Raw genomic sequence first — 22,460 nt, 5'->3', positions numbered from 1 at the left:
ATGACAATATACTTTTATTCAATTATCGTTACATTAAAATTATACATTCCGTTCTTGTTACAGATGTTAAAACAAGACAAAATAAGTAAAGATAGCATTTCACCTATTTTGTCTATAAAGCAACATAACGAAACTATAATCGATTACTTCAATTGAATCGGTTGTTGCTGTGTCACACAATGGATCATTCCGCCATTTTTATAAAGCTCTCTCACATCAATTCCCACTACTTTACGATCCGGGTATAATTTCTGAATCGTATCGTTTGCGATTTTGTCATTTGGATCATTATAGTTAGGAACCAATACAACTGTATTCCCAACATAATAATTGATATACGACCCCTTATAATCTAGAGTTTTTCCACCTTCTAAAGTAACTTTATCTTTACTAAGCGGTAAGTATTCGTACTTATATTTCTGTCCTGAAGCATTTTTTGCATCTAACAATTTATCCATATCTTTGTTTGACAAGCCCCATTCAGCCAAGGCATCTTCTGCCATCGTTACGATTGTAGATTTATCATGGAATTTAGCAAATCCATCAATATGAAAATCAGTAATATCTAAATTAGGCACTCCATCTAACCAAATAAAGTTTGTCACCCCAAGGTCACTTATATATTTTTCAATTTCCGCTTCTGATAAATCAGGATTTCTATTTTTATTCGTTACTGCGCTTCGAGTTAATAAAGCAGTCCCATTGCTGTCTAATTCAATTGCGCCACCTTCAAGGACAAATTTCCCCCAATCAATTCTTTCAATCCCTAATTGTTTACTAACATTCTCACGTATACGGGCATCATTTTTATATGGAGTTTTCTTTCCCCAACCATTAAATGCTGGATCTAATATTTTTAGATTTTTATTATTGTCATAAACAAAAATCGGTCCACTATCTCTTGCCCACACATCATCAGTAGGAGCGATAAAGAAATCAACTTTATCCATATTCAGCCCCTTATCTATTAAAAGCTTATTGATTCGCTCTTTCTCTTCCTCATCATATGCAACAATGTGGACTTTTTCACCCTCAGTTAAAGCACTTGCTATCTTAATCCAAATAGGTTCAACTTCTTGTTTATACTCTTGACCATATGTGTATTCATGAGGCCATTGTAGCCATGTACCTTCATGTTTATCTTTTTCATCCGGCATCGTATATTTTCCAGCGTTTTTCTGTACCTCTACTTTTTTATCCTCTTTCTCTTTCCCTTTGGCATTTTCATTATTCCCTTCAAAAGAACATCCACTAATAATCGTTGTAGATAATGTAGCTATTAAACAAAACTTTACTATTTTTTTCATTTTTCAACCTCCTGTTCATGTCTACAATACTGTAAGGCTTAACATAGTGTGAAGCTCAAGCTTTTTCATCAATGTAAAAATTACCAATTATTCTTCCGCATGATAATCACATAATTTCAATACAAATAGATGACATTCACAAAATACACTTCCTATATTTAACATCCATATCATTTAACTTCCTTCATAAATTTATTCTAATACTAATCCCCTCTCATACATGCTTGTTCACTAAATAAAAAAATCGGTATTGATAATTTTATATCAATACCGATTTTCAAATAATTATTTTCCTTCTATTAAATCATTCGCTAATTTCCTAAACTCTTGATTAAATGTATCATTCATACCATTTTGTACGTTAGAGAATAATATTACAAACGTTCTTTTATCCCAGTTAAAATTATTAAAAGTGTTCCAGCCAGCTAATACACCGTGGTTATGATAATAATCTGGGTAAATATAGAAGCTAAATCCATATTTTCTCGCAGGTGATACTGTAAACATATCTGATAAGCTTTGTTTAGAAATCAGCTTTCCATCCATAATAGCCTCATCTAATCTTTTCATATCTTCAACGGTCGTATACATTTCACCACAACCATACAGCCAGTTCATTTTTAAGCGGGGTGTAGCTATTAACTCATTATCTTTTTTCGTGTAACCTTCTGCTAAGAAAATATCTTCAGGGAGAGTTGCACCCATACCAGATTCATTCATTTCAACAGGAGTAAAAATGTTTTCTTTCACATATTCAGCAAGCGGTTTATTCGATATCTTTTCTACAATATACGCCAGTACCATATAATTATAATCTGTATATTTCCATCCTGTCCCTGCAGGAAATTGCAACTTTTGCGCTCCAATCCACGTTACTAACTTTAAACGTGATGCCGCATCAACACTACCTTGTCCCTGATCTGGTAACCCGGACGTATGTGTTAACAAATTTCGTAACGTAATGTTTTTATCTGCTGGAAACGATGGAATATACTTATTTACATTGTCTTCAATATTCAATTTCCCTTTTTCTCTTAGCTGTAATATAGATATTGCAACTACTGTTTTCGTTATGGAACCGATGCGATATTTTGTTCTTGGCGTTGTTAAAACTTTATCTTTTATATTCGCATACCCATAGCCTTTTCGTAAAACCACATTATTTTTATCCGTTACGAGAACCGTTCCGTTAAATCCTTTATCTTTTAAATATTGATCGAGTTTCGTTGCTGCAATATCATAACGTTTTTGCTGATTCGCATCAACTTTCGGTTGAACATTTCCAACTTTATCCTCAAAATTTGAAAATGCCTTCAAACTGTATTTCTTTTCTTTATTTGCATGTATGAGTGCAGCGACACTCCCACAAAAAATAGCAAAAACAAAGAAAGCGATTAACCATTTCTTAAACATATGGGAACCCTCTTTTATCTAGTTTCACTTTATACTTTTCCATTCTATTCTATATCTTTTAGTTTTTAAATATCTTATAATCTATCTACTCTATTATTCCTCATAGTAAACTAGATTCCTTTTTCTAACGTTCAAATTTTAACTACTCTCTATTGTAGTTCTTTTTTACAAAATTTCCACCTTACAATCGGATACATCCAACTTTAATTTTAATTTTTTATGTAACATTCGTTACACATTAACAAGAATGGAGGCGTTAATTTGAAAAAGACCGATAAGCGCAATCGTTTAGATGATATGATGTTTCATTATCGAGTAACAAAAAATAATATAGTTTAAATTGAATATTACGGAAAACAGATTATAATTTTAAAAGGAAATGATGCTGAAAAATTTTTAAACAAAATAAATCGGACAAGTAACGAAAAAGAAAAACAGCTTATTATGGCTAAAATTACAGGTAATTTCAAAAGAGGAAATGAGCGTTAATGAAAACGAATCTCATTTATAACTTGATTATACAACATATTAAAAAAGAAATGTCACTCCCACGACATTTCTTTAGATTTTCTTCATAAAAGATTTACATTTTTAATATTCGTTTACTTTTACATAAATTCACTGCTGAAACGCTTAGTAATGCAGCTATCCCCATCCATGCATATGTGTAGCCTTTTCCATCTACTATATAACCAAACAAAGCAGGTGCAAAGATAATAGCAATTTGATTAAGTGTAAGCGCAAAACTCACTGTTAGGCCTACCAATTCCTCACTTGCAGACTCAGCAACTTCAACCATAAAAAGACTAAACCAACCGATTGCAAAGAACCCTAGCAGTCCGCTCATCACAAACAATGCCTCAAGTGTCATTGTGTTTATACTCATTACAACAACGAAAATTAAGCAAAAAGATATACATACAGTTATTAATAAAGGTGTACGACGATCACCTTTGTAATATGTATCACTTATTGTAGCTAATATAATTCGGCCTATCATTCCTGCAACTAGCATAACTGAAAATACTTTCCCTGCTACAATAGGTGTTATCGATTTTTCAATGACTAAAAATTTTATAAAATGTCCGACTAATATCATTTGTAAAGAAATCATGCAAATACCTGTAATAAAAATTGGATACAGCTCTTTTTTACATATTACCTTTTTTAACTGCATCCAAAAAGAAATACTTACATTTTCTTGGCTCGTGTGTTCTCGTACGTACGATTCCTTATAAAATATGAAAAACAATAACCCGCCTATTATACATATAGTTGCAATAACATTTATCGTATAGGCTAAACTAAATTTAATTGTAAGCAAAGGGATTATTACTCCTGCTAACGCCCCGCCAATAGGTATACCAGCTTGCCGTATTCCCATAGCTAATCCGCGAATCTCTTTCGGAAACCATTTCAAGATTACTTTACTTCCCCCTGGCTGGGATACACTATAAAAGGTCCCTATTAAAAGAAGAACAAATAATAACCCAATAAATCCCCTTGCCGTATGAGCAAGTAACAGCGCCCCACCAAGTAATACAGCACTCGCTCCAATTAATATTCTTTCATTATATCGATCAAGTAACCTTCCGGCAAAAAGCATACAAAACAGCGGACCAATATTTACAGAACTTATTAACAACCCAACCTGCATATTCGAAAGTGCATATTTCTCTTTCCAAAATAACGCAAGTACCCCTACTCCATATGTTATAAGTGTTGCACTTGCCTGTGCTACCGTTGCCAAAGTTAACATGATCCATTTATTAGAACTACTGTACTTTTCAATTTTTTCTTCACTTATCAACGTTATCTCCCCCATATCCCTTTCATTGTATGAAGGTTCTGATATCATGTAAAATAAGTGTTAATAATAGAATCCATCAAAAAAATTGATACCTTTTTCGGGGTGATAATAAATGGACATAAAAGATTTAACGGTTTTTTACGAAGTTGCGACAGTAGGAAATATATCTCATGCTGCTAAAAACTTAAACTATGTACAATCAGGTGTAACGATGCGTATAAAACAACTAGAAATTGAGTTAGGTGTGCCTTTATTTTATCGAAATGGAAAAGGCGTTACTTTAACTTCTAACGGAGAAATTTTATTAACATATGCAAAACAAATCATCCATCTAATCGATCAATCCATTCAAGCTGTCCAAAGTAACGGAACCGAGCCAAAAGGCACGTTAAAAATCGGGTGTACAGAATCGACAACAGCCGTTCGTCTCCCGCCTATATTAACGACCTATTATGAAAAGTATCCAGAAGTCGAATTTATTTTAGAAACAAATACGACCGAACGGTTAACTCAACTCGTCTTAGACCGTCAACTGGATGGAGCATTCATCGCTGGAAATATTCAGCATGTTGAACTTCATACACTTTTATTTCGAGAAGAAGAACTCGTTCTCATTAGTAAGACTCCTCTATCTTCCTTTAAAACAATAGGAGAACTGAATTTACTCGCTTTTAGTCAAGGATGTTATTACAGAAAACTATTAGAAAACTGGCTTCAAGAAGAAGGGATTTCACCTAAAAGAATACTAGAGTTCGGAACAATTGAAGCAATACTTGCATGTGTAAAATCAGGTATGGGTACGGCTATTATGCTGAAATCTATTATTCCAGATTACGAACATGGTTTATCTTTAAATACATTACCAAATCACTTTAGAAAGGTTCCTACTACCTTTATTATTCGAAAAGATATTTTCCACTCAGCCGCCTTGCAAAAATTTATGGAGATGATCAGCAATGCGTGAAAAAAAAATACGCGGAATGAAACGAAGAACACAAACTCTTATAAAAAGAATTGAAGACTCTACTAAAGCATTTCCGTCTACTTTCTATAACGATGAATACTGGCATATGCCTTTACCAGGCTCTCAAGCTTTTATCGATTCTAGTACAACACCTAGGAAAGTAAAGCGATTGTGCATTCAAACCCTGTTAAATCAAGCAAATCAATTAATGACAATGAAACCGAACGATACAAATACATATCGAGTCGTTGTTATGATCAAAATAGCAAGCTTATGGAACTCACAAATCATCATATTTAAAAACGATGACTACTTTCAAAATTTTTTCAATAGAGATAACGAATTTCAAAAATGGATTCCCCTCTCCAATGCTTCCGACTTCGGGCATGAATGGAAAATATCAATTTCTAACAGTGTCCAAACATTGCATTTCCAAGAGATAATCAAGGATGAAGATGGATTTTATGATGAAGGAGAACTTTTGTTTATAGGAGAGTTATCATAAAAGGGGAACTGTCAAATGAAAAACTTCCCTTTTTCCACTAAACAACATCGCTATATAATGAATTTAATATTTCACTATATAGGAGGTTTTCATATGGTAATCCCTAAATACCCTGAAGTCCCACATCTTACGAAAAAACAAATTGAAGAAATAACCGAAATCGCTTTCCTAAAAGAATCAACACCACAACAGTGTGATGCAATTTTCGTTTTCGGTGGTTCCCATCCTGGTAATTGGCAAGCTCCTTTACATGCTTATCAACAAGGTTTAGGTGCACAAATTATCGTCACAGGTGGTACTAGTTTACATGGAATGAAACATCCAAACTGGAATTATGGAGATTTATCAGAATCAGAAGTAATTGTTAACAAGTTAATTGAACACGGTGTACCGGAAGATGCTATCATTTTCGAGAAAAACTCTCTCCATTCTATCGCAAATGTAATTGAAGCTAAGAAGATCTTTGATTTTACAACAATTAATAGTTTACTATTTGTATGTAAAAGCTTAGGAGCAGGCCGGCAATATAGAGTATTAAAAAAACATTTACCAAAACATATAACTTGTATTCCATATACATTTGATACAAGTTTTGATGGTGATTTTATAATTAATAGATATAATTGGATGGAAAATGAGAAAAGTCGCTCTATGATTTTCGGCGAATACTTAAGAAATGTTTGCTACGGCCGAAAAGGTGGAATTGAACCTCCCGAGAAAGAGATTGAAGGATTAGAAAAATACGTAGTATATTACCAACATCTTGCATAATATTTTTTCAACATAAAAAATATCGGGAAGCCAATATAAAGGCTTCCCGAATATTCTAATGATGCATAAATAACACTAAAATTACTTTTCCTCTTTCATTTTCCCACATTTCAACAAAGAAGAGATATTCATCTGGAAAATCTTCTAAAGATACTGGTTCATCAGTAAGACAAATATTATTGTGATATTTTGTATCCCATTCGGCTCTCACATCATCTATTGATTCACGCTCTAAATTACTTTTTCGATCGTCAAAATAATCGGATATAAACACTTCTTCTATTCCACCGTTATAAATCATTTGTTTCAGTTCTGCCAACGTAGGATTATTAGAATATATTTTATTTGAGACTACGATGTCATTGTTGTATAACCGCTTACTCTCATTGTCTATAAAATAACCTTTTCTTCTCATAACGCTCAGCCCTTTATGTTCATTTTATTATACAGATAAGGCATAACTAGCGATATATTATCATAGACGCCTACCATTGTACACATATTAAGCCAACGCAGCTGGCGGCAATAATTGTGGTCCTTCCCCGGTGCGTGCCAATACCCAATCATCGTAATACCACATTTCTGTTTGGCGACGACTCATCATATAATCCCAGCGTACTTCTCGCTCAAATTCAATGATTTGTCCGTCACCACCAATTGTCACCCAGTTAAAACTTCCGTTATTATGCATCATCTTTATCCATAGAACAGGAAACTCCACAGTTTGTCCCCCGTCAACATAATGTCTAGTTTGTTTTTCTATACGAAGTAAAGTTAGGCCCTTTGCATATTGTCGATCAACCTTTTCCATTACATCCATCGCTATTTTCTCTGCCTCATCTTTATGAGGTAGTTTATTAACGTATACTGGCATCATATTCGTGTAACTTAAAAGATGCTTACTCTTTTGAGAAGTAATAGTTGTTATATGAAAGCCACCATAATTCAGTGGTTCTTCTGCTTTTGAAATACAAGCGGTGTTTTTATATTTAATTACATAATAAACAATTCATTATCTCTTCAAGTAATATACCCGGCTTTACTACCTCATTTTCCGTACGCCATCCAATAAATCCATCTGGTCTTATTACTACCGCTCCTCCATTTTCTATCCCGTATAGTTTTCTAAAAAAGTTACCTTGATGGATAAAATCACCAGTTAAACCTACCTGATACACTTTTATCTTTATTCCTAATCCAGATGAAACAACATTTGCAGCTTCAGTCCAAGTACTAGGCTCCGCTCCAGTAAGTAACACAAAGTTGCTACCAAATAGATCAAGTATAGAAACTTCTTTTCCTTCATAAGTTCCCCAAAAATGTGGCGCACGCGTTCCCGGGCGTCCGTTCAAATCAACTATATTCATTCTATGCGGTGTGTTACATTCGTCTATAATTGCTTCTGAGCAATACTGATAACCAGCAGTGACAGCTAAACTATCCATATTACTCAAATTACCTTCCTCTCTATTCGCAGCACGAAATAATATACTACTCGCATGGTCCGTCGTTAATTTTGCAACAGGATATCTCTCGTCATGATAGGTTTCTAACAATTTTGGATTTGCTTTCTCTTTTATAACAGCCGCTAATTTCCAAGCTAAATTATGTGCATCTTGTATTCCTGTATTTGAACCGAATCCTCCTGTTGGCGGCATAATATGCGCCGAGTCACCAACTAAAAAGATGCGATTGTCCTGAAATTTTACCGCTGTACTTTCACTCGCTTCCCACGGCAAAACACTTACTATTTCTGGCTTAATATCCGTACTTCCAATTGCAGTTTGAATAATTTGTTTACAGCGTTCTATAGAGAAATCCTCTGGTCGCTCCCCTTTTACTGGATCATAAGCTACATGATAAATCCATTTACTTTCGTTATCGACTGGAATAAGCGCACCAATTACTTCTGGATGAAGTATCATAGTAAAACCGAATGCGTCTCCTTTAATAAATTCACTCAAATCCGCTTCAAAATATATGTTCATATAATAACCACCGATTGTACCACGGCCCTCGGTTAAAATACCTAACTGTTCACGTATTTTACTTTTCGCTCCATCTGCTGCAATTACATAATCACAATGAATCATGCTCTCTTCTTTCGTTTTACGATTTCGAATCGTTGCTATTACTCCGTTTCCATTTTGCTCATAAGAAACTAGTTCATGATAAAAAGATAGCTTCCCGCCTAATCTCTGTGCTTCTTGTAACATCATCTCCTCTAAAGTAATTTGATAACAAGCAGTTTGTTTTGATGGGCTAATCTCTTCCACTTTACGAAATAAATTTTCGTTATTTTCATACTGCGCCGCCCTTATTTGTTCCAACTCTTCATGCTTTACCTCAGCTATTGTTTGAACTGCAATTCTCCCGTGACAATTCTCTAATGCTTTACCAGCTAATCTAATTCCTTTTTCTAGACCCAGTTCTCGGAATAATTCCATTGTGCGAAATGTAATTCCACCCGCTTTCGGATGAATCGCAGTAGACGGATGCCTTTCAATAAGTACATAATCAATGTTATGTTTCGCAAGAAATAATGCAGACGATAATCCTGATAATCCCCCTCCAACAATTAAAACTGGTACATGTTTCGATTCCATACATTTTCCCTCCACATATATTCTTCTGAGCTCAGTGACATAAATATAATCAAAAAACCAACAAAAATATAGACTTATATTTCATTTTGAATTATCATATAGATAGATTACGCCCCAAATTACTTCTATCCTTTCATACATCTACAAGTCACTTAATTTGTGTGTGTATGAAAGGATAAAAAAGAAGGCCCTACTTTACTTTGAACTATTCTCTGATATAGACATCAAAAATAATAAAAACATTATAAGCGGTCGTAACCTTGTAAATTATACAAGGTTACGACCGCTTATTTTATTGTTAAATGGCTACCCTTTATCCTCGGCAGACATCGTATTGTTAAATCATTTTCTACCTTTCAACTCCATTATTTTCTATTCCCTATAATAACTACTCCATAATTTTCAATACGTAAAAATGGATTCGTCTCGATTTTCTTTCTCAATATTGCAGCTCATACAACATTCATGTAGCATTACCGTATCGATGTAATGGTTCATCATCTTAAACCTTTCGACTAATTATTGGAGGTATAGTGATTGAAATGAATAAACAAGAACAATTAAATGTTATTAAAGAAGATTTTATTAATTGTCAAAAAGTATTACTGGCAATTGGTGATGAAACACGTCAAGCTATTTTATTAGTTCTAATGAAAACAGAATGTCAAACTGGATTACGTGTTGGCGAAATCACTAAACAAACACACCTTTCTCGACCAGCAGTATCACATCACCTTAAGATTTTACGAGAAGCTGGTATTATTTTAATGCGTAAAGAAGGTACAAAGAACTTTTATTATATTGACATACGTACAAAATTAGGATTATTAAAAAATCTTGTATTAGATATTGAGAAGCTACTGCAAAACTTTTATTGAACTTTGGAGGTATAAGAAATGAGAGCAATGGTGATTGATAAGTACGGGAAAGTTCCAATGCGTATGACTGAGATGCCCACCCCTGAAATAAATCAGTATGAGGTGCTCGCAGAAATTCATGCAGCTAGCATTAACCCAATTGATTTTAAAATACGCGATGGAAAAGTGAAGTTGTTACTTAAATATAAAATGCCCCTTATTCTTGGTAATGACTTTTCTGGTGTCATTATAAAAGTCGGAACAAAGGTGACTCAATTTAAAGTTGGTGATGAAATATATGCACGTCCAAGAAAAGATAAGATCGGTACTTTTGCGGAATATATAGCCATTCATGAAGATGATATAGCCTTAAAACCGAAAAATTTAACTTTTGAGGAAGCGGCGTCGATTCCACTCGTTGGCTTAACATCATATCAAGCATTACATGACATCATGCAATTACAAAAAGGACAAAAGATTTTGATTCACGCTGGATCCGGCGGTGTTGGTACTTTCGCAATTCAGTTAGCAAAAATAATGGGTGCCACTGTTGCAACAACTGCTAGTGAAGCTGGTGAAAATTTAGTAAAGTCTCTTGGCGCAGATGAAATTATTAATTACAAAAAAGAACAGTTTGAAGATATACTGAAAAATTATGATGCGGTATTTGATACACTTGGCGGTACAACACTTGAAAAATCATTCGATATTATAAAAAGCGAAGGGAACATTGTTTCCGTTTCAGGAATGCCGAATGCTCGCTTCGGTAAAGAATTTGGTTCAGGATTTTTCAAAACACTCTTATTTTCATTAGCAAGCAAAAAACTTACTGCACTTGAAAAAAAGCATAATGCTCAATATTCGTTTTTGTTTATGAAACCAAGCGGAGATCAATTACGTATAATTGCAAAGTATATTGAATCTGGACAAATCAAACCTATAATCGATCGCATTTTCCCTTTTGAAGATACTCAAAAAGCAATGGAATATTCAGAGTCTGGAAGAGCAAAAGGAAAGATAATTGTAAAAATCAAATAATAATAAAACTCCATTTTTTTAAAATGGAGTTTTATTATTTGCTGTTAAATAGACATAGTGCAATGAAGTCCTTACAATAGATTTCAAGGGGAAATATCATATTATACTTTTAGCTAATTTTACAAAGAATACATACGTACAAATACATAATAAAAAAATAAACAAGGAGGAGATAAAATGACTAAAAATAATGAAGCAGGTTGGAATTTAGATAATAGTTATACGACTTTACCACAATCATTTTATACAGAAATCCCCCCAACTCCTGTACACTCACCGGAGTTAATTAAACTAAATAATTCTTTAGCAATATCTCTTGGCTTTAATCCTGAGGAACTAAAAAAGGACGCTGAAATCGCCATTTTAGCTGGTAATACTATTCCAGAAGGAGCTCATCCACTAGCTCAAGCGTATGCTGGGCACCAATTTGGTCATTTCAACATGTTAGGAGATGGTCGTGCCCTTTTAATTGGAGAACAAATTACTCCTTCAGGCGAACGGTTTGATATTCAATTGAAAGGTTCCGGTCCAACTCCATATTCGCGCCGTGGTGATGGTCGCGCTGCACTCGGTCCAATGCTACGTGAGTATATTATTAGTGAAGCGATGTACGCGCTTGATATTCCAACTACTCGCAGTTTAGCAGTAGTCTCAACTGGCGAAACAATCTATCGCGAAACGAAGTTACCTGGAGCTATTTTAACTAGAGTTGCAAGCAGTCATATACGCGTTGGAACATTCCAATACGCCGCAGCTCGAGGCTCAATCGAAGATCTCAAAGCTTTAGCTGATTATACGATAAAAAGACATTATCCAGAGGTTGAATCTACTGAAAATCCATATGTCGCACTACTACAAGAAGTCATTAAGAGACAAGCAAGCCTTATCGCAAAATGGCAACTCGTTGGCTTCATTCACGGCGTAATGAACACTGACAATATAACGATTAGCGGTGAAACGATTGATTACGGTCCATGTGCCTTTATGGATAGTTATAATCAAGGAACAGTATTTAGCTCTATTGACACACAAGGCCGTTATGCATACGGAAATCAACCATATATGGCTGCATGGGATCTCGCACGTTTAGCTGAATCTTTAATACCGATACTACATGAAGATGAAGAAGAAGCACTAAAAATTGCACAAGATGAAATTTCAAAGTTCAGTGTGCAGTACGAAAACAATTGGTTCCTCGGAACGAAGAAGAAATTAGGACTATTTAGCAATGAAGAGCAAGATCAATCACTTATTGAGAAACTTTTAAAAGCAATGGAAAAATATAAAGCAGATTATACAAATACATTCCGTGCATTAACTGACAATATATTAGAAAATGCACCTTTATTTGAAAGTCCTGAATTTAAAGAATGGTACGAGCTATGGCAATCTCGGTTAGAAAGACAAAAAGAATCGAAAGATGATGCATACAAATTAATGAAAAATAACAACCCAGTAATCATCCCTCGAAACCACAGAGTAGAAGAAGCACTAGAAGCAGCTGTTAAAAATGGAGACTATAGCGTAATGGAGAAACTTCTTCAAGCTTTAGCAAATCCTTATGAATATTCTCAAGAACAAGCGGATTACTGCACGCCTCCAGCGCCGTCGAATCGTCCTTATCGTACTTTTTGTGGGACGTGATTGTTTAATATGTAAAAAGGTGTGTTCATACAAATTGTGTGAACACACTTTTTTTATACACTTCCCTTTTAAACAGATAGACTGAAGCATCTTATAGTTATCCTTACTATATTCCACACTCCCCTCCCTTAAACTAAAGAACAAAACTGACTTTATTCCAATTTGTTTAATAATAAATCCACTAAACAAATATTGAGAAATATAAAACCCCATTTCTAAATATTATTATTTTTGATAATATATTTTATAAGAATATTCAAAAAGTGAGGGGATTTCATGAACGTTCAACTACAAGGTAATGAACAAATTACAAAACTATTTAATGATTGGTATTTAGCTATGCTAAAGCAAGATGTTTCACAGGCGACGAATTTAAAGCATGAAATTGAGGAAAAGGAACTACATTTTAAAGAAGACGAAAATTTAGCATTATACTATTCCTTACTAGATTTTCGCTATAAAATTTTAACAGCTAGTTTAAGTATTACTAAAGATAGTTTTGATAAGATAGATTCTTATACCATCTCATCTAATCATCCACTTTCTTATTACTATAATTTGTTTAAAGCGATTTATGCTACTTTAACAACAAATTATAACTTAGCGAGTAAACATTATGAAAAGGCAGAGAAACTATTAGTCAATATTTCAGATAAATTAGAGGAAGCAGAATTCAATTATCGATTCGCTATCTTTAATCAACATTTTTATAAACCTATTGAAGCAATTCAGCAAGCAACAAAAGCCAGAGAAATTTTCATTACTGAAAAAGAATTTGAAATAAAATTAGCGCTTTGTGACAACATAATTGGTTCTTCATGTGTATTTTTAAAACAATATGAACAAGCAGAGGAAAAATTCAATTCTGCTCTTTCTATTTTACAAAAATTCAACGAGAATGCTTTAGTTTTAAGTGTTCGCAATAATCTAGGTTGGCTCTATGCAAGTCAAAACCTTTCTCCTCTAGCAATTCGACATTTATCAGAAGTTACAACAAAAATACCTACACATTTTAAAGCGACCTTTTTACAAGCTAGAGAACATTCTAAACTTGGTGAAATAAATATTGCGGAAGAACTTATTAAAAAAGGATTAAAAGTTTGTACAGAACTAAATAATGAAGAATATATACTTCATTTTAAAAATTTAAATTCATTTAACAATAATGAGTCAACTGAAGATCTAGAAAAAATTATTCTTGAAGGAATTACTTATTTCGACAAAGAATCTTTATATAACTACACTCAAGAGTATTCAGAGAAACTAGCTGTTAAATTTTATGATGAAAATAATCATATAAAGGCGAGTGAATATTTTCATAAAGCGTTACAAGCAAAAGAAAAAACGTTTGAGAAAGGAGCTCTAAAATGATTAAAAAAATTAGTTCTCTCGTTTTAGGATTATCTGTTATTGGTATTGTGTCTATTGGAATAAATAGTTCATTTACATATCAAGCAAGTCATGCCGATCTTCCTGCACCACAAAGACCTGATTTTGTTCAATCAGTTGACGTTAGTAAAGACTACAACACGACAACAGCTGAAAAAGCACTTTAAAAAATGAAAGACCTTCAATTAAGAAGGTCTTTTTAAATGCGCTTATTTAGTTAATATAATCCAATATTTTTTCATAGCCAAATGGTAACACCCATGATACTAAACAGCCTATCATAATTGAAACACTTAATAAAAAAATAAATTTCCGAAATGATATATCATTCCTCTTGTACCCCGTAAAACAAGCCTTTGTTATAACAAAAACAGTCATCATTATGATAGTCGCTGAAAAGATGGCTACTAAAAACACTTCCATTTTGTTTCCCACTATAAAATATCCTAACTTTAATTTTACCATTAAATGAGTATAACAAAGACAAACTATTTCTTAATATACGGTTTTCTATATGCCTCCGACGGGATTCGAACCCGTACTCCTTTCGTAAGCATAGGCTAAGGAGAACACGCTTCCCTACGGAATTTCACCGACAGGAGTTTCACCTGTCTCAGCTTATTTGCTTTTCGGTGCTTCTGAAACCTTCGCCTTGCGACCCGGTTCTACACTGTTTTCCGGCGCTCTTCCCTTCTAGAGCTACGGAGGCAGTTTTTCTTTCAAGTAAAAGATATTTCTACAAAAATAGAAATATCCCTTTACTTCATATGAAATCACTCTATTTCTTTCATCAAATCAGCAATCCCCCTACTCCCCTCACTACCAATTTTCTCAAGTTCCTCCACAACTAATTTCCGTCTTTGCCCAGAATGATTTTGACTTAACTTCGCTTTTCCTTCTATATTATTTATCTTTATTTTGAACCCAACTATTCCCCTACTTAATCCTTCCATATAATTCGGATCTACATCCTTCAGTGAGTAGGTGCTCTTTGAGTTTTCATATTTATGTACTAAATCTTGAAGAGAATCTATTAATTCCTGTTCATCTTCAACAATTTCTAACTCTCCATATACATGGACCGCAACATAGTTCCATGTTGGTACTGCTTTATTTGTTTCATACCATGACGGAGAGATGTAACTATGTGGTCCTTGAAAAACAGCTAACACTTGTTGATTTTCACTATCTTTCCATTGCTCATTTGGACGTGCAAAATGCCCGGATAAAGTAAGTGTTTCCCTATTTAACAATAACGGTAAATGCGTTGCGTACGGTGCTCCGTTATGTTGAGAAAATAAAGTTGCAAAGCTATTTTGTTCAATAATTTCGTACTTCGTCTCTTCATCTTGTATAGTGAAATGTTTTGGTATGTACATAAGCTCCCTCTTTTCTTATCTTCTTATTTCTCATTATATTTACGAGATTTATTATTTGGCAGGGGCAGATTGTAATTGTTTTATAAGGTCAGTTCATATAGTAAAACCTCTTCTTCAAAAACAATAGGTGGCATTATATGATTTCTGCCACCTTAGTCTATTTTCGTATTGATACAAACTCTTCTATTCAACTATCCTTCATAGCTTTTTCTAATACAGCTTCAATAAATTCCGTTTTGCCTAAGCTATAACTTAAGCGATTTTCCGCCGTTTCTGCTAATTCTTTCTTTAGCTTTCCATATTCAATAACAACGTTTGGATTTCCACGAAGGTAATCACGAAACGCCACATGTCTTCTTAACTCTTCACTATTCTTATCGCATACATATAAATGATGTTCCATCCAAATTGTATTCTTCCCGTCCCTCGGAACATATTGATCCTTTCTCCCAAAAGCTTCTCTCCCCTTAAAACTCCACTCTTCTTGATGAAAATAACCTATCTGTTCAAGCCTCTTTATTACTTTCGGAAAAACATCATAATCTTCTATTACAACATCGACATCTAATATCGGTTTAGAAGCAAGGCCTTTAACAGATGTACTCCCAACGTGCTCTATAGAAAAAATGAGTTCTCCCATTACGTTATTAATCAACGTCTGTAATTTACAAAATTCACTTTCCCATTGTGTATTATATTTCTCAACAGTAATAAATTGTTTCAATTGACCACCCTTCTCAAATCACTTTTATAACCTCTGAATATGCGTATCCTTAAAATCAGTTTCATACTTCAATCCATACCCAAGCATTCGATCCATTCCAATATGTGCTGTCCATATTAAACCAACCATTAAAATTGTATCCATCTTTAAATAGACCCCTATTAAAACAAGTAATATTGATATGATATATGTGTGAAATAGATTATAAATTTGTGCACCAACACGTTTGTTAATAGCGTACGCCACCATTGCTAAATCAGGTGCAAAAAGTAATACGATAAATAATAACCAACTAAATCCACATAATGCATATATATAAATCGCAGCTAATAAGACGACCAATCCTTCAAAGTGTATAATTCGTTTCTCCAAAATTCATCATTCCTTATCTGTTAGCTTGAAAATTTTATTCGGATTTAAAATATTTTGCGGATCAAGAGCTTTCTTTATTTTCTCCATTACCAATAATGCCGCGCCATGTTCTTCTTCTTGATACTTCCGTTTTCCGATTCCAACACCATGTTCTCCCGTACACGTTCCACCACGTTTAAGAGCATATAAAACGATACTTTCATTTATTTCATCCGCTTTTTCCACTTCTTCTTTATCGTTTGGATCAACCATTAAGAGCACGTGGAAATTCCCGTCTCCTACATGGCCAAGAATACCACCAACAAGACCTACTTTATCTAATGTCTCTTTCGCATGTTGGATTGCACCCGCTAATTCTGAAATTGGTACACATACGTCTGTACTCATAAGCTTTTTACCAGGATAGCTATGCACGTAAGAGTACGCTAGATTATGCCGTGCATCCCATAATTTATTTCTCGCCGCAGTTTCCGTTTCAAAAGCAACTTCTTTACATTTATGATCAAAAACAATTTCCTTCGTAAATTCAATGTCTTGCTTTAGCCCAGCTTCATTACCGTGAAACTCTAAAAACAATGTAGGCTCTTCTCTGTAACTTGTTTCATTATAATGATTTACTTGTTTCATAGATAATTCATCTACAAGTTCAATTCTCGCAATTGGAATACCCGCTTGCAGTATATTAATAACAGCTTCTACCGCATCATTTATAGTTGGAAACGATGCTCTCGCAGCCATAACATGTTCTGGTATGCCGTATACTTTTAATGTTAACTCTGTAAAGCATCCAAGCGTTCCTTCTGATCCTACGAAAATTCCATTTAAATGATAACCTGATGATGACTTCGCTGCTAAATTTCCAGTATGTATTACTTCCCCATCAGCAAGTACCACCTCTAAATCACGAACTTGATCACGCATAACTCCATATCTCACCGCTGTCGTTCCGCTTGCATTCGTAGCAGCCATTCCACCTAACGTTGCATCTGCACCTGGGTCTACACTAAAGAACAGACCGTACTTTTTCAATTCTTTATTGAGCTGAGAGCGTGTCACTCCCGGTTGTACCTTCACTAGAAAATCTTTCTCTCTTATTTCAAGTATTTTGTTCATTAATGAAAAATCAACTGTAATCCCCTTTTCATAAGGAATTATATGACCTTCTAAACTAGAACCTACCCCAAAAGGAACGACAGGTTTTTCATGCTCACTCGCTACTTTCATTATCCTACTGACCTCTTCGGTCGTCTTCGGAAAAACAACTACATCAGGTAAACTACTAATATGATAAGATTCATCTTTACTATGTAACTCTCTTACTGTCTTATTCACAACTACTCGATTTTCGGGAAGTACACCCCTTAATTCATTTACTAAACGCTCTACCGTTATTTCCATCGTACACTCTCCTACTTTCTATAAATTAGAATTACAAAATATGTTAACTATTTCATACATAATAATCCGAAAAATTAAATAATTCAAGTTTTACATATATAAAATTCGTTTCCTACTGTCGAATAAACAAAAAGAACTTGCACTAATTAGTGCAAGTTCTTTTCAATAATACTATATTTTAAATGACTTCTTTATTAACAACATAAACCAAACTAAAGTAAATGCCATCAGAGAATGAGAGAACCCTACAATATAAGTTAACCCTTTAAAGTCCGCTCCATTTAGTTGAAGAAGTCCTCTCGCTGCCAGCGATCCTAACATTAAAGTTAATGCGATATTATGTAAAACAAACCATTTATTAAATCCTTTCACTTCATGAAAAGCGAATACTTTCGCTAATCCTAAAGCAATTAAAAAGAAGAAAAAGCCAAGTACTAACGTATGTGTATGCAAAAGATTTAATAGTGTAGATCCTAGTATTCCTTTAAATTTCCCATACTCCCTAGCGAATATTCCTGATAGTAAACCAATAATTAAATACGTAAACGATGCGTTATATAATTTCTTCATTATGTACCTCCTTAAGTAGAATGTGTAATGTGTCATATTTAGTAATAATGATAGTTATATAGTAAAAACTCCTAGTTTCCTAGGAGTCATTGTATAAGCATCTCACTCTTTACAGTCAATCCTAATTATAAAATATCCTTTTATACAAAACAATCGAACTTTATGTGAACAAGCAGGACTCTATTAAAATATGTTGCGCTTTTGTGTTACACGATCCATACTAATTATTATAACTTATAAAGGTGGTGCAATAGATTGATAGTTCTTGAAACTGAACGACTCACTCTTCGTTGGTTCGATATACAAGATGCTCCGTTTATTCTTGAGTTAGTAAACGATCCTGCATGGATTCAGTTTATTGGTGATAAAAGGGTTAGAAACCTAGAAGATGCTCAAAATTATATTTTAAACGGTCCGGTCGATATGTATAATAAAATAGGCTTTGGTCTTTACTTAGTTGAACGAAAAGAAGATCTCACTCCACTTGGCATGTGCGGCCTTATTAAAAGAGATTCATTAGAAGATGTTGATATCGGCTTTGCCTTTTTAGAAAAATTCCGTTCGAAAGGGTACGGCTATGAATCAGCTGCTGCGGTAATCGAATACGGTGTACATAAGCTAGGTATGAAACGAATTGTAGCAATTACTTCTATAGATAATGCTGCTTCAGGCAATCTGTTAGAAAAAGTAGGATTGCGATTCGAAAAAATAATTTCAGACTCCGGAGAAGATCTAAAATTATTCGGGTATAACGCATAATAAAAAAGGTCGCCATTCATGGCGACCTTTTTGTTACTTCACTTCTACCGTATAATTCCCTGTTCCCCCACCATATTGATATACATGTAAATAATACTTACCTGGATGCGCATTGTAGCTGCCCACTAATTTATTTCCTTGCGTCTGAGCATACGTAACATAATTATTTAAATCTGCTGCTGAATAAAGAACCCAGTTTACCCCAATATTATTTTCCTTCGTTACGTTAATTTGGAGATTCCTAGCTGTTTCCACATTTATTTCAAAGTAATCACTTGTATCACCGTTTCCTAAACTTGCACGTAACAATTGGTTTAACTGCAGTTTATTCGCTGTTTGGAATGAATTATTCGGCTCTTTTTCTACACTGTTATCTTCTTTCTTTTGAACAGTTACACTTGCTGTAGCAGTATTAGTTAATCCTTTATCGTCTGTTACTGTTAATTTTGCTGTATATGTTCCTTCTTTTGTATATACGTGAGTTGGATTTTGTTCACTACTTTCAGTACCATCGCCAAACTCCCATTTATAAGAAGCAATTTTCCCATCTTCATCTTTTGATCCATCGCTTTTAAACGAGATTGCTTCATTTACATTTCCGCTATACGGACCATTTATTACCGCAACTGGTGCTTTATTCACAGCACCTTCTTCTGTATTAATACCATGGAATACAACATCATATTCAAATTGTCCTGATGCATTCACACGGTAATTTACAAAGTACGCTGTTACTGTTTTATAGCCTGTCCATTCTTTTGCACTTAAACGCTTTAACGTATCATTCACGTTTTGTGTAATTGTTTTCCAGTCTTCATATTCTCCTTTTGCAGTAGTACCTGTATACGTTCCTTGTAGTGTAAATGTATTAAAGAACTGTGATTTATTTTTCTTAACTGATACATTACTTAATTTTGCTTCCGCTGTAATTTCTGCCGCAATATCCGAAACTGGTTTCGGTGCATGAGTTGCTAAATAATCATCTGACACTAACGGAACATTATATTTCTCACGATTGTCTACTAACATTTGCATATAGTCTTGATACTCTTTATTTAAATTCGCATCTTTACTTAAAGCAGAGCGGTATGCATCATATGCTGTTACATCATTTTTCCTAATAAGATCATGAACTTTATCAAACATATCGTATCTCTTATTGTACATATACGATTGTAAAGCAAAGGAATAATTGTAGAAATCCCACGTTCCATACTTTGCATTTAACGTTCGCTCTGCGGTATAACGTTCTGCTGGATTCGAAGATAGTCCTCCTATAATACTCTTTCTTGGAACGACGTTGTCCGTTCTCGTTGCACCTGCAAAAAACTCAGCATTCCCTTCTTCAAACCAAGATAATCTCTCATTCTCATATATCTTACCTTGTCCCCAAAGTCCTGGCACTTCATATCTACCTTGTAAATAATGCGTGAATTCATGTCGGAACAATTCTTCTAAACTATAAATACTTTCTTCTGGCGTACGTTCATAAGTAAAGAACGTACCTGTTCCTTCTATATAAAGACCGCCGTTATTCGTTTCATACCCGTACAATTGACGATTAAATTGATATTCAGCCGGGCTATTATAAATAACCATCGTTAATACATCATCTGGATTTCCTTTTTCTAACGGTTGGTCACTTTCAACCGTACGATGGAATTGTGCCTTCACTTCTTTTGCTGCCCAATATAAACGTTTAACTTTCTCCTCAGTCACTTTATCTCCCGCTTTTAAAACAATTGCACCATCATCAAACGTATACGTTTTCGGCAAATACTTTTTCTTCCCATCTTCTCGTATTTGATCTAAATTAACAACGTTACCGTTTGCATCTTTCCCGCCATAATTCGTCGTAATTTGCTCAGCTGCTACGAAATATTGCTCACCTAAATAAGGATAGATTTTCATCGCATCTGTTACAACTTGTAATCCTTTTGTCCCTGTACTATGGAATGTGCCGAGTCTACCTGTATAATAAATGCCATTATTAATAAGCCATCCGTTTTTCTCTGTAATCGTTCCCATTAACGCGAATCTACTTAATTCATTAATATAGCTATCTATTTTTTGGTACCATACTGTATCTTTCGGTGCTTTTCTCGTATCGTACAAATACGATTGAATATCGTAATCAACACCTTGCATAATATCGTAAATCGCATTTCCAGCTGAAAGATTATCTACCAATGTAGAAAAATTATCATTATATTGCTTAAAAATCTTTGCAGCCGATGTTATCGTTTCCACATCACTCGAAGCATTTCCTATTAATTTCCCATATGATGATACAACTTTATTTTGTTCTAACGTACCGAGTTTGAAATTTGGATTGTTCGCAATCGTTTTTAATGCAGGTAAGCACTTGTCATGATAGCTACGTTCATTTAGTTTACTTAATTCTGTATTATAAAATCCTAAATAAAACCCTGATCGCAAAACTTCCACTAATGTCTCAATCCCTTTTGAATCGTCTTGCGTATAAGCCTGTCCTTGCTGCTTCAATTTATCAATAATTGCCTGCATCCTACTATCATTTTGATAGAATGCAAGACTGTCCTTATTAAACTGAAATAGCCCCGTAATTTGCTCCCAATCGATTGTTACAAGTAAATCTACTAATTGTTGATTGCTTAATTGATTTAATTCAGCAATTGTATAAGTTTTCGCTACAGCTAATTGCTTACTTTCCTTTTTTACTTCAGGCGGTCTTTGCGATAAATCAGCAAATTGTAGCCTTTTCTCAAAAGACTTGCTTTCTAATACTTTCGATGAATGAGCTAATTCTTCCACTGGTAGTTGTACACCAACCGGCTCCATTTTTAGCACATTTCGATATGAAACTTGCTCTCCCTTAGTATCTTCCGCCAATATGCTTCCTTGAAAACTCCCTAACATTAAACTAGCAAAACTTACCCCTACTAAAACTTTTTTTGAATAGCCTTTCATGCTCT

General features: G+C 34.2%; 22 protein-coding genes and 1 pseudogene. 10 read left to right on the top strand and 13 right to left on the bottom strand.

What is annotated here, in order from left to right; all coding sequences use genetic code 11:
• Positions 1 to 143 precede the first annotated feature (143 nt).
• Positions 144 to 1,307, bottom strand: coding sequence for an agmatine deiminase family protein (locus ABH960_RS07935; RefSeq protein ID WP_404444139.1), 1,164 nt, complete (start codon positions 1,305 to 1,307; stop codon positions 144 to 146).
• A gap of 285 nt (positions 1,308 to 1,592) precedes the next feature.
• Entirely contained in the window at positions 1,593 to 2,720 is a 1,128-nt protein-coding gene (locus ABH960_RS07930) for a serine hydrolase domain-containing protein (RefSeq protein WP_016120598.1), read from the bottom strand.
• A 261-nt stretch (positions 2,721 to 2,981) separates the two neighbouring features.
• On the opposite strand from ABH960_RS07930, the pseudogene ABH960_RS07925 reads away from it, so the two are divergent.
• Positions 2,982 to 3,209 (top strand): annotated as a pseudogene (locus tag ABH960_RS07925) (hypothetical protein).
• Positions 3,210 to 3,303: 94 nt separating this feature from the next.
• Here ABH960_RS07925 and ABH960_RS07920 read toward each other — a convergent pair.
• A complete protein-coding gene (locus ABH960_RS07920; protein WP_404444136.1) occupies positions 3,304 to 4,530 on the bottom strand; it encodes an MFS transporter in 1,227 nt (408 codons plus the stop codon).
• 112 nt (positions 4,531 to 4,642) lie between these two features.
• Here ABH960_RS07920 and ABH960_RS07915 point away from each other — a divergent pair, with 112 nt between their 5' ends.
• From ABH960_RS07915 to ABH960_RS07905, 3 genes are all read left to right on the top strand, one after another.
• Positions 4,643 to 5,494 (top strand): LysR family transcriptional regulator, encoded by an 852-nt coding sequence (locus tag ABH960_RS07915; RefSeq protein WP_340952995.1) that lies wholly within the window; start codon positions 4,643 to 4,645, stop codon positions 5,492 to 5,494.
• Entirely contained in the window at positions 5,487 to 5,999 is a 513-nt protein-coding gene (locus ABH960_RS07910) for a DUF3916 domain-containing protein (protein ID WP_215553747.1), read from the top strand. The genes ABH960_RS07915 and ABH960_RS07910 overlap by 8 nt, the downstream gene beginning before the upstream one ends.
• A 93-nt stretch (positions 6,000 to 6,092) precedes the next feature.
• Positions 6,093 to 6,770: a YdcF family protein gene (locus ABH960_RS07905; protein WP_002167869.1), complete on the top strand. Its 678-nt coding sequence runs from the start codon at positions 6,093 to 6,095 to the stop codon at positions 6,768 to 6,770.
• Positions 6,771 to 6,825: 55 nt separating this feature from the next.
• On the opposite strand, the gene ABH960_RS07900 is transcribed toward ABH960_RS07905, so the two are convergent.
• The 3 genes from ABH960_RS07900 to ABH960_RS07890 all read right to left on the bottom strand — a co-directional run bounded on the left by ABH960_RS07900 (position 6,826) and on the right by ABH960_RS07890 (position 9,376).
• Positions 6,826 to 7,185 (bottom strand): hypothetical protein, encoded by a 360-nt coding sequence (locus ABH960_RS07900; RefSeq protein WP_016130038.1) that lies wholly within the window; start codon positions 7,183 to 7,185, stop codon positions 6,826 to 6,828.
• A gap of 87 nt (positions 7,186 to 7,272) precedes the next feature.
• On the bottom strand, positions 7,273 to 7,644 hold the full coding sequence (locus ABH960_RS07895) for a hypothetical protein (protein WP_002185228.1): 372 nt from the start codon (positions 7,642 to 7,644) through the stop codon (positions 7,273 to 7,275).
• Between the two features lie 115 nt (positions 7,645 to 7,759).
• Positions 7,760 to 9,376, bottom strand: coding sequence for an FAD-dependent oxidoreductase (locus ABH960_RS07890; protein WP_404444131.1), 1,617 nt, complete (start codon positions 9,374 to 9,376; stop codon positions 7,760 to 7,762).
• 533 nt (positions 9,377 to 9,909) lie between these two features.
• On the opposite strand from ABH960_RS07890, the gene ABH960_RS07885 reads away from it, so the two are divergent.
• The 5 genes from ABH960_RS07885 (at position 9,910) to ABH960_RS07865 (ending at position 14,471) form a co-directional block, all read left to right on the top strand.
• On the top strand, positions 9,910 to 10,254 hold the full coding sequence (locus tag ABH960_RS07885) for an ArsR/SmtB family transcription factor (RefSeq protein WP_002167867.1): 345 nt from the start codon (positions 9,910 to 9,912) through the stop codon (positions 10,252 to 10,254).
• Between the two features lie 18 nt (positions 10,255 to 10,272).
• On the top strand, positions 10,273 to 11,271 hold the full coding sequence (locus tag ABH960_RS07880) for an NADP-dependent oxidoreductase (protein WP_404444127.1): 999 nt from the start codon (positions 10,273 to 10,275) through the stop codon (positions 11,269 to 11,271).
• A gap of 177 nt (positions 11,272 to 11,448) precedes the next feature.
• Positions 11,449 to 12,915 carry a protein adenylyltransferase SelO gene (locus tag ABH960_RS07875; RefSeq protein ID WP_016127388.1) on the top strand — a complete coding sequence of 489 codons (1,467 nt, stop codon included), beginning with the start codon at positions 11,449 to 11,451 and terminating at the stop codon, positions 12,913 to 12,915.
• A 276-nt stretch (positions 12,916 to 13,191) separates the two neighbouring features.
• Positions 13,192 to 14,286, top strand: a complete 1,095-nt coding sequence (locus ABH960_RS07870) for a response regulator aspartate phosphatase (protein WP_404444124.1) — start codon at positions 13,192 to 13,194, stop codon at positions 14,284 to 14,286.
• Positions 14,283 to 14,471, top strand: coding sequence for a Phr family secreted Rap phosphatase inhibitor (locus ABH960_RS07865; RefSeq protein ID WP_000592011.1), 189 nt, complete (start codon positions 14,283 to 14,285; stop codon positions 14,469 to 14,471). Before ABH960_RS07870 ends, ABH960_RS07865 begins: the two co-directional genes overlap by 4 nt.
• 46 nt (positions 14,472 to 14,517) lie before the next feature.
• Here ABH960_RS07865 and ABH960_RS07860 read toward each other — a convergent pair whose 3' ends face one another.
• From ABH960_RS07860 to ABH960_RS07835, 6 genes are all read right to left on the bottom strand, one after another.
• Positions 14,518 to 14,727: a hypothetical protein gene (locus ABH960_RS07860; protein WP_016120604.1), complete on the bottom strand. Its 210-nt coding sequence runs from the start codon at positions 14,725 to 14,727 to the stop codon at positions 14,518 to 14,520.
• 350 nt (positions 14,728 to 15,077) lie between these two features.
• On the bottom strand, positions 15,078 to 15,683 hold the full coding sequence (locus tag ABH960_RS07855; protein ID WP_404444121.1) for an FMN-binding negative transcriptional regulator: 606 nt from the start codon (positions 15,681 to 15,683) through the stop codon (positions 15,078 to 15,080).
• Between the two features lie 187 nt (positions 15,684 to 15,870).
• Positions 15,871 to 16,407 (bottom strand): GrpB family protein, encoded by a 537-nt coding sequence (locus ABH960_RS07850; RefSeq protein WP_000808566.1) that lies wholly within the window; start codon positions 16,405 to 16,407, stop codon positions 15,871 to 15,873.
• A 24-nt stretch (positions 16,408 to 16,431) separates the two neighbouring features.
• Entirely contained in the window at positions 16,432 to 16,779 is a 348-nt protein-coding gene (locus tag ABH960_RS07845) for a DUF4260 domain-containing protein (protein WP_000415340.1), read from the bottom strand.
• A 6-nt stretch (positions 16,780 to 16,785) separates the two neighbouring features.
• Positions 16,786 to 18,177, bottom strand: coding sequence for an FAD-binding oxidoreductase (locus ABH960_RS07840; protein ID WP_404444117.1), 1,392 nt, complete (start codon positions 18,175 to 18,177; stop codon positions 16,786 to 16,788).
• A 171-nt stretch (positions 18,178 to 18,348) separates the two neighbouring features.
• Entirely contained in the window at positions 18,349 to 18,747 is a 399-nt protein-coding gene (locus ABH960_RS07835; protein WP_033729908.1) for a DUF2871 family protein, read from the bottom strand.
• 255 nt (positions 18,748 to 19,002) lie between these two features.
• On the opposite strand from ABH960_RS07835, the gene ABH960_RS07830 reads away from it, so the two are divergent.
• On the top strand, positions 19,003 to 19,506 hold the full coding sequence (locus ABH960_RS07830; protein ID WP_000636219.1) for a GNAT family N-acetyltransferase: 504 nt from the start codon (positions 19,003 to 19,005) through the stop codon (positions 19,504 to 19,506).
• Positions 19,507 to 19,539: 33 nt separating this feature from the next.
• Here the strand turns inward: ABH960_RS07830 and colA are convergent, their stop codons facing one another.
• Positions 19,540 to 22,455, bottom strand: a complete 2,916-nt coding sequence (gene colA / locus ABH960_RS07825; protein WP_404444112.1) for a collagenase ColA — start codon at positions 22,453 to 22,455, stop codon at positions 19,540 to 19,542.
• Between the last annotated feature and the right edge of the window lie 5 nt (positions 22,456 to 22,460).

Source organism: Bacillus sp. RC252, from assembly GCF_044909215.1.
Classification (GTDB): Bacteria; Bacillota; Bacilli; order Bacillales; family Bacillaceae_G; genus Bacillus_A; species Bacillus_A mycoides.
The sequence above is the reverse complement of the archived record's forward strand: the minus strand, read 5'-3'. Positions and strand labels throughout refer to the sequence as shown.